General features: G+C 72.0%; 11 protein-coding genes, 1 tRNA gene and 3 pseudogenes. 4 read left to right on the plus strand and 11 right to left on the minus strand.

Features of this window, described 5'->3' with window-relative positions; translation table 11 throughout:
• The first annotated feature begins 78 nt into the window (after nucleotides 1-78).
• A pseudogene (locus tag ACQFYA_RS19060) lies at nucleotides 79-1,073 on the plus strand (IS481 family transposase).
• Nucleotides 1,074-1,129: 56 nt separating this feature from the next.
• On the opposite strand, the gene ACQFYA_RS19065 reads toward ACQFYA_RS19060, so the two are convergent.
• The 7 genes and pseudogenes from ACQFYA_RS19065 to ACQFYA_RS19095 all read right to left on the minus strand — a co-directional run bounded on the left by ACQFYA_RS19065 (nucleotide 1,130) and on the right by ACQFYA_RS19095 (nucleotide 6,894).
• Nucleotides 1,130-1,217 (minus strand) — tRNA-Ser (locus ACQFYA_RS19065).
• Nucleotides 1,218-1,333: 116 nt separating this feature from the next.
• Nucleotides 1,334-1,878 (minus strand): annotated as a pseudogene (locus ACQFYA_RS19070) (GTP-binding protein).
• Between the two features lie 413 nt (nucleotides 1,879-2,291).
• Nucleotides 2,292-2,708 carry a DUF742 domain-containing protein gene (locus tag ACQFYA_RS19075; protein ID WP_429730019.1) on the minus strand — a complete coding sequence of 139 codons (417 nt, stop codon included), beginning with the start codon at nucleotides 2,706-2,708 and terminating at the stop codon, nucleotides 2,292-2,294.
• Between the two features lie 10 nt (nucleotides 2,709-2,718).
• Nucleotides 2,719-3,168, minus strand: a complete 450-nt coding sequence (locus ACQFYA_RS19080) for a roadblock/LC7 domain-containing protein (protein ID WP_499126769.1) — start codon at nucleotides 3,166-3,168, stop codon at nucleotides 2,719-2,721.
• Between the two features lie 33 nt (nucleotides 3,169-3,201).
• Nucleotides 3,202-3,633, minus strand: coding sequence for a hypothetical protein (locus tag ACQFYA_RS19085; RefSeq protein ID WP_499126771.1), 432 nt, complete (start codon nucleotides 3,631-3,633; stop codon nucleotides 3,202-3,204).
• Nucleotides 3,634-3,907: 274 nt separating this feature from the next.
• On the minus strand, nucleotides 3,908-4,780 hold the full coding sequence (locus ACQFYA_RS19090; RefSeq protein ID WP_499126772.1) for a hypothetical protein: 873 nt from the start codon (nucleotides 4,778-4,780) through the stop codon (nucleotides 3,908-3,910).
• Between the two features lie 23 nt (nucleotides 4,781-4,803).
• Nucleotides 4,804-6,894: a sensor histidine kinase gene (locus tag ACQFYA_RS19095; RefSeq protein WP_499126774.1), complete on the minus strand. Its 2,091-nt coding sequence runs from the start codon at nucleotides 6,892-6,894 to the stop codon at nucleotides 4,804-4,806.
• Nucleotides 6,895-7,079: 185 nt separating this feature from the next.
• On the opposite strand from ACQFYA_RS19095, the gene ACQFYA_RS19100 reads away from it, so the two are divergent.
• Nucleotides 7,080-8,057 carry an NAD(P)H-quinone oxidoreductase gene (locus ACQFYA_RS19100; protein WP_499126776.1) on the plus strand — a complete coding sequence of 326 codons (978 nt, stop codon included), beginning with the start codon at nucleotides 7,080-7,082 and terminating at the stop codon, nucleotides 8,055-8,057.
• 36 nt (nucleotides 8,058-8,093) lie between these two features.
• Nucleotides 8,094-8,668, plus strand: a pseudogene (locus tag ACQFYA_RS19105) (bacterial proteasome activator family protein); the annotation flags it as partial.
• Nucleotides 8,669-8,761: 93 nt separating this feature from the next.
• Here ACQFYA_RS19105 and ACQFYA_RS19110 read toward each other — a convergent pair.
• The gene (locus tag ACQFYA_RS19110; protein WP_499127610.1) at nucleotides 8,762-9,592 is read right to left on the minus strand and encodes an EamA family transporter; all 831 of its coding nucleotides are present in this window, start codon (nucleotides 9,590-9,592) and stop codon (nucleotides 8,762-8,764) included.
• Between the two features lie 269 nt (nucleotides 9,593-9,861).
• On the opposite strand from ACQFYA_RS19110, the gene ACQFYA_RS19115 reads away from it, so the two are divergent.
• Entirely contained in the window at nucleotides 9,862-10,323 is a 462-nt protein-coding gene (locus tag ACQFYA_RS19115) for a DUF805 domain-containing protein (RefSeq protein WP_499127611.1), read from the plus strand.
• An 81-nt stretch (nucleotides 10,324-10,404) separates the two neighbouring features.
• Here ACQFYA_RS19115 and ACQFYA_RS19120 read toward each other — a convergent pair whose 3' ends face one another.
• The 3 genes from ACQFYA_RS19120 to ACQFYA_RS19130 form a co-directional block, all read right to left on the minus strand.
• The gene (locus tag ACQFYA_RS19120) at nucleotides 10,405-11,367 is read right to left on the minus strand and encodes a carbohydrate ABC transporter permease (protein ID WP_499126777.1); all 963 of its coding nucleotides are present in this window, start codon (nucleotides 11,365-11,367) and stop codon (nucleotides 10,405-10,407) included.
• Nucleotides 11,364-12,353 (minus strand): carbohydrate ABC transporter permease, encoded by a 990-nt coding sequence (locus ACQFYA_RS19125; protein WP_499126779.1) that lies wholly within the window; start codon nucleotides 12,351-12,353, stop codon nucleotides 11,364-11,366. The genes ACQFYA_RS19120 and ACQFYA_RS19125 overlap by 4 nt, the downstream gene beginning before the upstream one ends.
• Before the next feature lie 107 nt (nucleotides 12,354-12,460).
• Nucleotides 12,461-13,858 carry an ABC transporter substrate-binding protein gene (locus ACQFYA_RS19130; RefSeq protein ID WP_499126781.1) on the minus strand — a complete coding sequence of 466 codons (1,398 nt, stop codon included), beginning with the start codon at nucleotides 13,856-13,858 and terminating at the stop codon, nucleotides 12,461-12,463.
• Between the last annotated feature and the right edge of the window lie 66 nt (nucleotides 13,859-13,924).

Raw genomic sequence — 13,924 nt, forward strand, 5'->3', positions numbered from 1 at the left:
GAGCCTGTCTGACAGACGAAGGCCTCCGGTTGTGAAGTGGAGCTGTCGAGGAACCACTTCCACCCACCGGAGGCCTTCGTGTCCCACGCTAACGCCCTGCTGACTCCGAAGACGCGGCTGCGTCTGGCGCTGCTGATCGTCGAGTCGGGCTGGACCCACGCCGCCGCGGCGAAGATGTTCATGGTCTCGCCGCGCACTGCGAAGAAATGGGCCGATCGATACCGGGCCGAGGGCACGGCCGGCATGGCCGACCGCAGCTCGCGCCCGCACCACAGCCCGACCCGCACTCCGCAGCCGGTCGTCAAGGCGATCGTGCGACTGCGTTGGCGCCACCGGCTCGGCCCGGTTCAGATCGCTGGCCGGCTCGGCATCCCGGCCGCGACCGTGCATGCCGTCCTCGTGCGCTGCCGGATCAACCGGCTCTGGCGCATCGACCGGGTCACCGGAGAACCGTTGCGCCGCTACGAGCACGATCACCCCGGATCGTTGATCCATGTGGACGTGACCAAGTTCGGCAACATCCCCGACGGCGGCGGGTGGCGGTATGTCGGCAAGTCGCAGGGCGACCGCAACCGTGCCGCGACCGTGACCGAACGCCGCAAGGGTCGCGTGCGGGGACCGCTGGTCGGCACCGCATTCGTGCACACCGTGATCGACGACCACTCCCGTGTCGCCTACGCCGAGATCACGCCGACGAGAAGGCCCCGACCGCGATCGGCGTCCTGCAACGCGCCCAGACCTGGTTCGCCGATCACGGCATCACCATCGAGCGAGTCCTGTCCGACAACGGCGCCGCCTACAAGTCCCACGCCTGGGCCCACGCATGCACGGACCTCGGAATCGTGCACAAGCGCACCCGCCCCTACCGCCCGCAGACGAACGGCAAGATCGAGCGATTCCACCGGACCCTGGCTGACGGATGGGCCTACGCCCGCTTCTACGACTCAACCAGCCAGCGCAACGCTGCCCTGCCCGGATGGCTCCACTTCTACAATCACCATCGAGCCCACTCCGCCATCGGCGGCCAGCCACCGATCACCCGGCTGACCAACCTCCCTGGACATCACAGCTAGACGCCAGGACGCCGCCGACGGCATCCCGTCGACGGCGTCCTGGTGCGGCTTCCTGGTGGCGGAGGGCGAGGGATTCGAACCCCCGGTGCGTTGCCGCACAACGGTTTTCAAGACCGTCACATTAGGCCGCTCTGTCAGCCCTCCCGGGACGGCCGCGCAGGCGGCCCGTCCGGCACAGCAGTGTAGCGGCCGGGCACGGCCGCGGCCCCGGACCGCCGAGGCGGTCCGGGGCCGCGGACGCGACGTGCGGGCAGCGTCCGTCAGGCCGCGCCGCCGCCCGAGCGCAGCTGGCGCATCGCGAGCTGCACGAGGGAGATGAGCGTCTGCTTCGTCGCCGCGCGCGAGCGGGCGTCCGTGTACAGCATCGGCACGTGCGCCGGGATCTGCAGCGCCTCGCGGACGTCCTCGAGGCGGTGCTTCGCGACGCCGTCGAAGCAGTTCACGCCGACGACGAAGGGCACGCCCCGCGACTCGAAGTAGTCGATCGCCGGGAAGCACTGCTCCAGCCGGTCCGTGTCGACCAGCACCACGGCGCCGATGGCACCGCGGATGAGGTCGTCCCACATGAACAGGAAGCGGTCCTGGCCCGGGGTGCCGAACAGGTAGAGCCACAGGTTGCCCGGCAGCGCCACGCGACCGAAGTCATCGCCACCGTGGTGGTGGTCTTACGGTCGGAGACCCCGCCCGCGTCGTCGACGCCCACCGAGTGCTCCGTCATCGCGGCCTCGGTGTTCAGCGGCTCGACGTCGGAGATCGACCCGATGAACGTCGTCTTGCCGACCGCGAACCCGCCGGCCACGACGATCTTCGTGACGGTCGGGGCGCCCGACCGCTGCGCCGGGGCCGCCGCGGCGGCGGCTGCGCCGCCACCTGGTCCACGGGGCGCTCGGCGGCCGGCTGCGGAGCCGTCGTCGGCTGCGCCGCGGACGCCTGCGGGCCCACCGACGCCTGCGGGGCGGCAGCCGGCACCTGCTGCGCGACCGGGCGCGGGGAGCTCGTGGCCGTCGGCACCGACGTGATCGGGCCCGGGGCCGCGACGGTGGCCGGCCGGGCTGCCTCGCGGTCCCCGTCGAGGCGCCCCCGAGCACGCTCTGCCGCTGCGGGGCGCCGCCCGCTGCCGGAGCGCCGCCGACCGCCGGCGCGCTCACCGCGCCGACGGTCTGCGAGACCGGCGCCCAGGCCGGGGACATCCCCCCGGACGCGCCGGGCGTCGGGCTGTCAGAGGGCGGAAATGCCATTGAGAACACTCTCCAAGACGCTCAGGGACAGGCCCGAGTGGGAACTGCCGTGACCCGTGTGGACGTTGACCGGGGTCGAGGTGTGCACGGTGATGTGCCCCTCCTCCTGCATGTCCGCGACCAGGATGCGGACGACGCCGAGGGGCAGGCGCAGCAGCGCGGAGAGCTCCGCGATCGACACGTAGGTGTGCGCGGCGTGCTGCAGGATCGCCCGCTTCTCGGGGGTGAGCCCGACGCTCGTCACGGCGCCGGGCATCACCTCGACCAGCGCCTCGAGCGGCAGGTCGGACAGGGCGGAACGGACGCGGCCACCGGTGACCGCATAGGGACGCACCGTCGAGGCCTCGTAGCCGTCTGCCGAGTGCGCACCCAGAGAACCGAACGATGCGTGCGTCATGGTCGCGACCTCATCCCACCCGCGCGGAACGCGTCGCGCCGTCCACCGGGAGGTTGCCGCGCATCTCCGAGATCAGCTGCGGAGTGAGGGTGGCCTCCGTGCGGGACACGAGCAGCGCCATCTCGTAGCCGATGAGCCCGATGTCGCAGGACGACTCGGCGACCACGGCCAGGACGGAACCGTTCGACACGTTCATCAGGAAGAGGAACCCGTTGTCCATCTCGATGACGGCCTGGCGCACGTTGCCGCCGTCGAGCTGGCGGGACGCCCCGCGGGTCAGGCTCGACATGCCGGAGACGATCGCCGCGAGCTGGTCGCCGCTGGTGCGGTCGAGCTGGTCGGACATCGCCATGAGCAGACCGTCCGCCGAGACCACCAGCGTGTGGCGGCTGCCCGGGACGGTGCGCACGAAGTTGTCGAGAAGCCACCCGAAGTTGGTCGCTTCAGTACTGAGGGTCACGCTTCCTCCTCGTTGGTACGCCGAAGGCGCAGGTCACCGCTGCTGCGGCGCCGATCCAGGGACATCATTCACGGTAGGGGCGGCCGGCGTCGAGGCCCTGACCGCTCCGGCGTCGTCGCGGCCGCGGCTGGTCGCCGACTGGAAGGCCGACAGACGCGAGCGCAGCTGCTCCGGGTCGCGCTCGATGCGGGCGGTGAACCGCTCGGTCGACGAGGCCGCCTCGGCCCGCTGGCGACGCACCAGGCCGCCGGGCTCGTTCGCCACCGTCGTCGGGCGGTACGTCTGCTCGTCGTTCGTCGAAGTCACGTTCCCTTCCTGGAAGACGCCGCGCTGCAGCATCGTGGACATCTCCTCGTACAGGACGGCCGAGGCCATCCACTCCGACCGCGCCTCGACGGTGTCGGGCACGAAGTGGGGGTCGAGCGGGTCCTGCCCGGCCGTCTCCGTGGGCCGCAGCGGCAGCACCGAGCCCCCGTAGGAGGACGTCGGGGCGGGAGCGGGCTCCTCCCGGACCTCCGGCCGCGGCGCGACCTCCTCGGAGCCTCGTACGCCGCCGGCGCTCCGCCGAACGGAGCCGGCTCGTGCCGGGTGGGCTCGGGCGGGACCGACGTGGAGGGGAACGGCGTCGCCGCGAGGGGAGCCGGCTCCTCGGACGAGGGCTTGCGCCCGAACAGGCCACGCTTGCGGCTCTGCGCCGCGACGCTCTCCCGTGCGGCCCGGCGGGTCGGCAGATCGGTGATCAGGTCCTCGAACGCGGGGAGCTCCTGGAACGCGTCCTGGGCGCCGGTGTCCCGCGCCCCCGCGCCGCAGCAGCCTCGTCCGCCCCGAACGCGTCGTCACGCGCGGGCGGGTCGAACGACGTGACCGGGTCGAACGACGTCCCCGGAGCGGGCTCCGGCACCTCGCGCACCACCGGGTCGAACGACGAGGCGGTCGGCTCCGCGTACAGCGTGGGCGCGGGCTCGTGATGCACCGGCTCGTGGTGCACCGGCTGCTGGTGCACCGGCTCCTGGCGGGCGACCGGTGCCGGGTAGGCGTCCCGCGTGGGCATCGCGACGGCCGGGGCCGCCTCGGTGGCCGGTCGGTACGGCTCGGGCAGCGCGACGGGCTCCTCGGCCTGCGCGGGCGCCCACACCGACGGTGCCGGTGCGACGCGCTCCTCGACGGGCGCGGCCCACGCGGACGGGACCGGGGCCTCCGGCTCGGCCGGGTGCAGCGGCGCGAGGCCGTCCGGGAGGGCCGCCGGGTCCTCCGTCACCGCGTCGAGCTGCAGCGTGCTCTCGGTCTCGGCGACGTCGATCGAGCCCATCGAGCGGAAGCTGGAGAACAGCCCCGCGCGCTGGTCGACGCCCAGCACGGGCGCGGACACCGGCTCGGGCTCCGCGGCCACCGGCTCGGGCTGCGCCCGGTGCCGGCTGGGGAGCGACGACGTCGACGAGGACTCGACCTGGGCGGGCGGGCGCCACCCGTCGACCGTGGTGTCGTCCGCCAGGTCCGGGAGCACCGGGGCCTCGAGCGGCGGCAGCACGATCGGGCCCGTGTCGGGCCGGCCGCCCGAGGCGCCCGACCCGGCGCCGTCGGTCGCGACGCCGGACCGTCGGCGGCGCGGCATGCCGATCGACGTCGTGCCGTCGGTCAGCGCGTCCAGGTCGACCGGGACCGCGGCCGGGGGCTCCGCGGCGAGCGGCGCCGCCTCGGCGACAGCCGGGGTCGGGGTGGTGTACGCCTCGTCGCCGAGGGGCGTGAACGCCGCGGCGGGCGCGGCGACGGGCTCGGGGGCGACGGGACCCGCGGGGGCTCCTCGGCCTGGCCGGCGAGCTGGCCGCCGAAACCGGCGGCCGCGGTCTGCGTCCCCGCCTCCAGCGGGTCGGTCGGCTGCGGCAGCGGGAGCGCGTCGTCGGGCAGGAACAGGTCCGCCGGGAAGACGACCGTGACCTCGGTGCCGGTGCCGCCGTCGCCCGTGCGGTAGCGGACCTGCGCGTTCAGCCGGTCGGCGAGACGGCCGACCACGAAGAGGCCGAGGCGCTGGGCGCCCACGGCGTCCGACGCCGTACGGCTCGACACCTTCGTGTTGGCGTCGGCGATCTCCTCGGGGCTCATCCCGAGACCGTGGTCGCGGACCGTGACGACGACGCCGCGCTCGTCGCGCGTCGTCGTGACCTCCACGGGGGTGTGCGGCTCGGAGAACATCGTCGCGTTCTCGAGCAGCTCCGCCAGCAGGTGGGCGGCGCTCAGCGCGTTGTGGCCGAGCATGTGCGGGTCGACGCCCAGGTTGAGCCGGACGCGGTCGTAGAGCTCGATCTCGGACGACGCCGTACGGACGACGTCGGAGACCGGCATCGGGTTGCGCACGCGGCGGCCGGAGTCGATGCCCGCGAGCACGAGCAGGGACTCCGCGTTGCGGCGCATTCGCGTGGCGAGGTGGTCGAGCCGGAACAGGTTCGACAGCGTGCTCGGGTCCTCCTCCGACCGCTCCAGCTCGTCGAGGAACGAGAGCTGGCGGTTCAGGAGCACCTGGTCGCGGCGGGCCACGTTGACGAACATCTCGGCGATCGAGCCGCGGAGCGCCGCCTGCTCGCGCGCCACGACCATCGTCGTCTCGTTCACCTCGTTGAACGACGCCGCGAGCCGACCGATCTCGTCGCTCGACTCGACCGGCACCTGGACGAGGTCGATCGACGGCGCCTGACCCGGCACGGCCATCTGCTCGACCATGCGCGGCAGGCGGTCGCGCACGTCCGCGGTCGCGGCGGTGAGGCGGGCCAGCGGCTGCACGATGCGGCGGGCGATGAGCAGGGCCAGCAGGAACGACACGAGCACGACGCCGAACGCCGCGGCGCCGGTGAGGAGGGCGGCCGTGCGGGCGTCGCCGGCCAGGTCGTTCGAGTACGCGACGGTCGCGTCACGGACGTCGTCGCGCACCGGCTGCGTCGCGTCGACCCAGCCCTGCGAGAGGTCGTTCCACTGGGCGGCGGCCTCTTGGTCGAGGCCGGAGAGGTTCAGGTAGCGCAGCTGGAGCCGCAGCTGGTCCAGGTCGTCCTCGTAGGGCGGGAGCTCGAACCCGCCCGGGATCTGGTCGAGCTGCTCCTGCGCCTCGGTGCGCAGGGAGTCCGTGGACTGCAGCTGAGTGACCATGCGGCCGTTGAGATCGGCACCCGGGGACTGCCCCGCCGCGATGGCGGCCAGCACGCCGCCGGCGATCGGCCGCTCGAGCGTGTTGGCGAGCATCGCCTCGTCGAGGGAGGTGTAGGCGTTGATGTGGCGCGTGAGGCCGGCGTCGGTGCCGCTCTGGGCCACGGAGCGCGGTACGTCCAGGGCGTTCTCGCTGAGCGCCGTGTACTGCTCGGTGGCGCGCGGCTCCGTGAGCTGGCCGGAGATGACCTTGCGCTGCAGCTCGTCGAGCACGGTCCGGTCCCGCAGCGTGCGGTTCACCGCGTCCTGGACGTTGGTCGGCAGCGCGCTGATGTCCAGGACCTCGAGCGCCTCGTCGCGCTGGTCGAGGACCCGATCGGTGGTCTCCTGCGCCTTGACGAGCGCCTTCTTGGCATCGGGGATCCCCAGCGACGCGGCGATGTTCGTCGCGCGCTCGGCGGCGACCGCCGAGCCGGCGGCGTCCTGCAGCTCCAGCGACTCCATGAGAGCCGCCGTCTGCTCGGCGCTGCGGTTCTCCTGCAGCGACTGCCAGGTGATCCACCCCGCCGTCAGCGCCAGGACGAAGATCGGCACGGCGAGTGTCGCAAGAATCTTCCCGCGAACGCCCAACCTGCGGAGCATCTGAACCTCTCTCCATCACTGTTCGTCGGGGGTGCGGCCGAGCGGAAGCCGGCCAGCCCCCGGGTGGGTGCCATCACGTCCGGCACCAGTCCGCGTGCCCGGCTGGGCTTCCAGGCGCGGGAGTAGGCTCCATCGGTGTGCGAGCGGTCACGATATCGGCACCTGGCGGTCCAGGGAAACTCACCCTATCCCTCATCAACCCGGGCAAACCGGGCCCCGGCGAGGTGCTCGTCGACGTCGCGGCCGCGGGCGTCAACCGCGCTGACCTGCTCCAACGCGCCGGAAACTACCCGCCGCCGAAGGGCGCTCCCGAGTGGCCGGGCCTCGAGATCTCGGGTACGGTCCGCGCGCTCGGCCCCGGAGTGACGGCGTGGGCGCCCGGGGACCAGGTCGTCGCGCTGCTCGAGGGCGGCGGGTACGCGGAGCAGGTCGTGGCTCGGTCTACACAGCTGCTGCCGCTGCCGGCGGGGGTGGACCTGGTCGACGGCGCCGCGCTCCCGGAGGCCGTCTGCACGGCGTGGACCAACCTGGTGGACACCGCCCGGCTCCGCGCGGGCGAGACGCTGCTGGTGCAGGGCGGCTCGGGCGGCGTGGGCAGCGTCGCGGTGCAGCTGGGGGCCGCGCTCGGGGCCCGTGTCGTCGCCACCGCGGGCGGGCCGGAGCGGGCCGCCCGGTGCGTCGACCTCGGCGCGACGGTCGGCGTCGACCACCGCGCGCAGGACGTGGTGGACGCCGTGCGCGACGCGACGGACGGCCGCGGGGCCGACGTCGTGCTGGACGTGCTCGGCGCCGGCGGCCTGGGCGACAACGTGCGCGCCCTCGCGCCCGGCGGCCGGCTCGTCGTCATCGGCCTGCAGCAGGGACGCCGCGGCGAGCTGGACCTGAACGCCCTCATGGCCAAGCAGGCCTGGGTCACCGGGACGCTGCTGCGCCCGCGCAGCGTCGAGGAGAAGGCGGCGCTGGTCGCGACCGTGCGCGAGCGCGTGTGGCCGATGGTCGAGGACGGCCGGGTCCGGCCCGTCGTGCACGCCCGGGTGCCCTTCGCGGACGCCCCCGCCGCGCACGAGCTGATGGAGTCCGGGTCCCCGTTCGGCAAGATCCTGCTGGTCCCCTGACCGGCCCCCGTCGGTGCCGTGGGCCACACTGGGGGGATGACCGAGAGCGACGACAGCACTCGAGACCGCGACGACGAGACGCGGACCTCCGTGGTCACGCCGGACGGGGAGGCCGCGGGCCCCGCCGTCGAGGAAGCCGCGCACGACGCCGTCGTCGCGGAAGTGCAGGAGACGTCCCGCATCGAGGAGCCGGCGAAGGTCATGCGCATCGGCGGCATGATCAAGCGGCTGCTCGACGAGGTGCGCGACGCCCCGCTCGACGACGCCGCGCGCACCCGCCTGGCCGAGATCCACGAGCGCTCCCTCAGCGAGCTGGAGGAGGGCCTGTCCCCGACCTCGTCGAGGAACTGCACCGCATCACCCTGCCGTTCTCCGACGAGGGCGTCCCCTCCGACGCCGAGCTGCGGGTGGCGCAGGCCCAACTCGTCGGCTGGCTCGAGGGCCTCTTCCACGGGATCCAGACGGCGCTCGTCGCGCAGCAGATGGCCGCGCAGGCGCAGCTCTCCCAGATGCGTCGTGCCCTCCCGCCCGGTGCGGGGCCCACGCCGTTCGGCCCCGGCGCCGACGCCGGCCCGCGGCAGGCCGGTGGCGACGACCGCCGTCCTTCCCCGGCCAGTACCTCTAGCGCGGGCGCGGCACTCCGACCACCTCGCCGGGTCTCGCACCACCTCGCGGCCTCCCGGACCACCCCCGCGTGCCGGGGGTCAGGTGCGCGAGGTCAGGGCGATGGCGCCGGAGACGAGCACCAGGCCGACCAGCTCGGGCCAGGTGGGGATCTGCCGCAGGACGACGGCGCCGACGAGCACGGCGGTGGCGGGCAGCAGCGCGAGCATGACGGAGAAGGTCGCGGTGCCGACGCGCCGGAGCACCACCTGGTCGAGCACGTACGGGACGACGGACGAGCAGACGGCCACGACGAGCAGGAAGAGGAGGAGCGGGACGTCCGTGACGACGGTCGCCGCGGACGACGCGAAGAACGGGGCAAAGGCGATCCCGCCCGCGGCCATGCCGACGGCGAGGCCGTCGATCCCCGTCCCGGCACCGGCGACCCGCTTGCCCAGCACGATGTAGCCGGCCCAGCACGCGGCGGCCGCGAGAACGGCGGCCAGGCCCACGACGGCGTCCTCGCGGGAGATCCCGGAGGCGAGCGTGACGCCGGCGAGCAGGACGACGCCGGCAGCGGCGACGGCGATCGCGGCGCGCTCCTGCCAGCCGCGCCCGGTGATCGCGGCGACGGCGACGGGGCCGAGGAACTCGATCGCGACGGCGACGCCGAGCGGGAGGTGGTCGACCGCCACGTAGAACACGACGTTCATCGCCGCGAGAACGACGCCGAAGAGCGCGGCGGCGGCCAGGTCGCGACGGGTCCAGCGCCGACGCCAGGGCCGCCGCCACGCAAGGAGCACGACGGCCGCGAGCGCGATGCGCCACCACCCGACGGTCGGCGCCCCGAGCAGGTCGAAGAGCCCCACCGCGACGGCCGCCCCCGCGTAGAGGGTGAGGCCGGAGACGAGGAAGAGCAGCGGTGCCGGCACGCGGTCCACGGCGGACCGGTGGTTCGGGGCAGCGGTCGGCACCACGGGAGCATACGGGTCCCTGCGGCGGCCCCACCGTCGGCCGGGGAGATCACCCCGTCCCGCGAATGTGGACGAAACGTGCGCGCCCCCTGGACGACCGGTGCACGCCCGCCCTACGCTCGCGGGGCTACCGGGGGCCGCACGCGACGGGCGCACGTGATCGACTCGCGCCGCACCCACCGCCCCCTCCATCGACCCAGTGAGGCCGTCATGTCGTTCCGGACGCGATCAAGTCCGTCTTCTCGCAGTACGCCAACTTCTCGGGCCGCGCGCGCCGCTCGGAGTTCTGGTTCTTCTACCTCTTCATCATCATCGTCAACGCCGTCTTCGGGATCCTGTTCCTGATCACCGGCGGCGCGTCGGCCGCGACGACGAACCCGGACTCGACCATGACCGACACGTCGACCGGCCTGGCCGCAGGCGCCATCGCCGTCACCGTGATCTGGGGCCTGGTCGGCCTGGCGCTCATCCTGCCGACCCTCGCCGTCATGATCCGCCGCCTGCACGACCAGGACCGCTCGGGCTTCTTCTGGTGGCTGAGCGTCATCCCGTTCGTCGGCGGGATCATCATGATCGTGCTGTACGCGCAGCCCGGCACCATCGGCCCGAACCGCTTCGGCCCGGACCCGAAGGGCGTGCCGCTCCCGGCCGGGCCCTACGGCTCGCCGTCCGCGCCGCCCGCGGTCTGACGCGGCTGACGCACCACGCACGACGACGGCGGCCCGGGCATCACGCCCGGGCCGCCGTCGTCGTCCCCGCGGTCGGTCGGCTCAGCCCTTGACCGCACCCGCGAGCATGCCGCGGACGAAGAAGCGCTGCAGCGCGATGAACACGACCAGAGGCACGATCATCGAGATGAACGCGCCGGCGGTCAGGAGGTACCAGTCGCCGCCGCGCGTGCCCGCCAGCTCGGCGATCTTCACCGTCAGAGGCTGATACTCCGGGGCCGCGAACGTCAGCCCGACCAGCAGGTCGTTCCACACCCACAGGAACTGGAAGATCCCGAACGAGGCGATCGCCGGGACGAGCAGCGGAAAGAGCACCCGGAAGAAGATCTTCACGTGCCCGGCGCCATCGACCCGTGCCGCCTCCACCAGCGACGCAGGGATGTCCTTCATGAAGTTGTGCAGCAGGAAGATCGCCAGCGGCAGGGCGAAGATCGAGTGCGAGAGCCACACGGTCCAGTAGCTGCCGTTGACGCCCCAGTTGACGTAGTCCGACAGCAGCGGCACGAGGGCGATCTGCAGCGGCACCACCTGGAGGGAGAAGACCGCGATGAAGAGGAAGTTCCGGCCCGGGAACTTGATCCAGGCGAACGCGTACGCGGCCAGGAGCGAGAGAGTGATCGGGATCAGGACCGCGGGGATCGTGATGACGAACGAGTTGACGAAGAACGTGGACAGGTCGTTGCTGTTGCCGTACAGCGCCTCGTTGTAGTTGTCCATCGTGAACTCGGCGGTCCCGTTGAACAGGTCGCCGAACACGGTCCACCAACCGCTGCGGCGGATGTCGTCCTGAGGTCGGAACGAGCTGATGAGCAGCCCGAGCGACGGGATCGTCCACAGGATGGCGATGATGATCGCGATGCCGGACGCCCACGGAGAGCTGAGCCTGCCCTTGGTGGCGATCGCCCTGCGCTCCAGACGAGAGAGCTTGCGGATCTGGTTCTGCGGGACGTCGTCGTCGAGCGCAGAGCCCGTGACGGCCTGCCCGGGCGTGGGGGTCGAGGTCATCGGATCTCCTCCGACTGGCGCATCTGCCGCACGTTGTAGGCGATGATCGGGATCACGAGGATGAACAGGACCACGGCGAGCGCCGCCGCGAGTCCCTGGTTGCCCTGCCGGAACGCCTGCGTGTAGAACTCGTTCGCCACCACCTGGGTGCCGAACTGGCCGCCGGTCATGGTGCGGACGATGTCGAAGGCCTTCAGCGTGCCCATCGCGATCGTGGTCAGCACGACGACGAGGGCCGGCCGGATGCTCGGCACCGTGATGTAGCGGAACATGCCCATGCCGTGCAGCCCGTCGAGCCGCGCGGCCTCGACGATGTCGTCGGGGATGGCCTTGACCGCCGCGGACAGCACCGTCATCGCGAACCCGGTCTGGATCCAGATCATCACCACGATGAGGAACCAGGTGTTCCAGGGCTGCCCGATGAGGAACTGCTGCGGAGGCAGGCCGACCCAGACGAGCACCTGGTTGAGCAGGCCGATCTGGTTGATGCCGGGCTGGTCGGGCCGGAACTCGTAGACGAACTTCCAGATGATCGAGGCGCCGACCATGGAGATCGCCATCGGCACGAAGACGAGCGCCTTGGCGAGCTTCTCGAACCGGGTGCGGTCGACCAGCACGGCGTACGACAGCCCGATGACGGCGCTCAGCAGCGGCGCCAGGATCACCCAGGCCGCCGTGACCACGAGCACGTGTTGGAACTGACCCTCGGTGAAGGCCCGCACGTAGTTGTCAACGCCGATGAACTCGGTGCCGTTGCGGTTGAAGAACGACTGCCAGAGCGTGATCAGGCCGGGGCGCACCAACCCGTAGGCGAGGAACAGCAGGGGCACCCCGACGAACCCGAGCGCCACGACCCACGACGGGATCCGCTTCGGACGGTCCACCAGGAACAGGATGAGGCCCATCACCGCGGCGAACAGGACCACGGCGACCACCATGAGCATGAACTTCTGCGACGTGGTGTCGGGCTCGAGCAACCAGGTCATCGACGACCTCCCGAGGAGTCGGATCAGGAGTCGGGACGCTCGGCCCGGGCACGTCGTGCGACGTGCCCGGGCCGAGCGGTCGAACAAGGATCACGCGGCGCACCGGCTCACTTCGGCCAGGACGCCTCGATCTTGTCGGTGACCTCCTGGGTGCTCGCCCCCGTGAGCCATTCCACGATGCCGGTCCAGAACGTGCCGGCACCGACCTCGCCGGGCATGAGGTCCGACGCGTCGAACGCGACGACCGTGTCCGGGTCGGTCAGGACGCCCGCCACGTACTGGTCGAACTCAGTGGCCAGGTTGTTCGGGTCGAGCCCGCTGTTGGCGCTCACCCACCCGCCGTCCGGGGTGCTCAGCGCCTTCTGGTTGGCCCAGTCCGCGCTGGAGAGGTAGGTCTGGAAGGCCTGCACCTCGGGCTTGTCGTTGAACGCGGCGACGAACTCGCCGCCGCCGAGCATCGGCTTGACGTCGGGCTGGTCGGTCGGCAGGTAGAACGCGAAGACGTCGCCGTCCTCGGACACCTCGGTGCCCTCGGGCCACTGCGTCTGGTAGAAGTTCGCCGCGCGGTGCAGCCAGCAGTTGCCGTCGAGGATGCCGTTGCCGGCGTCGGTCCACGACTGCGTGGCGATCGAGTTGACCTCGCCCAGGCCCGCGTTGACGTAGTCCGGGTTCTTGAGGATTTCACCCGCGGTGTCCCACGCCTCGACCACCTTCGGGTCGTTGAACGGGATCTCGTGCGTGTACCACTTCTCGTAGTCCTCGACGCCCGCGGTGCGCAGCATCATGTCCTCGATGAAGTCGGTGCCCGGCCAGCCGGTGGCGTCGCCGGACTCCACCCCGGCGCACCAGACCTTGGCGCCGTCGTTGTCGTCGTGGATCTTCTGGGTGAGGTCCATGAGCTCGGTCCAGGTCTGGGGAACCTCGTAGCCCGCGTCGGCGAACATCGACGGCGAGTACCAGACGAAGGATTTCGCGTTGGCGCCCAGCGGGGCCGAGTAGAAGGTGCCGTCGACCGTGCCGTACCCCTTCCACGTCTCGTTCCAGAACTCGTCCACGTTGGCCGCCGTCGCGTCCGGCGCCGGCTGGATCGCGTCGGGGTAGTCCTTCACGATCGTGTTGAGCAGCCCGGGCTGCGGCAGGTACGCGATGTCGGGCGCGTTCCCCGCCTTGACGCGTACCAGCAGCTGCGCCTCGAACTCACGGGACGGCTCGTACTCGACCGTGACGCCCGTGCACTCCTCGAACGCGTCGTAGGACGCTTCCTGCGTCGCGCCCTCCGGGTCGACGATCGAGGTGTAGACGCTCACCGTCTTGCCGTCGATGTCCCCGAACTCCTCGTAGGCCGAGCAGTCGATGCTCGCTGCCGAGGCGCTGGACCCGCCCTCCTCACCGGCCCCGCCCTCGCCGTCCGGGTCACTGCAGGCCGCGAGCACGAGCGCGAGGCCCGCACCGCCGGCCGCGATTGCCAGCGCGCGTCGTCGCGCCGTCGTCCGTCGTCTGGTCATCGCCAAGCTCCTCCACTGCATCGTGGTCCACGGAAGTTTGCCCACCGGTGGCGGCCCGTGATCCTC

The organism is Promicromonospora sp. Marseille-Q5078 (assembly GCF_050315395.1).
Taxonomy (GTDB): Bacteria; Actinomycetota; Actinomycetes; order Actinomycetales; family Cellulomonadaceae; genus Isoptericola.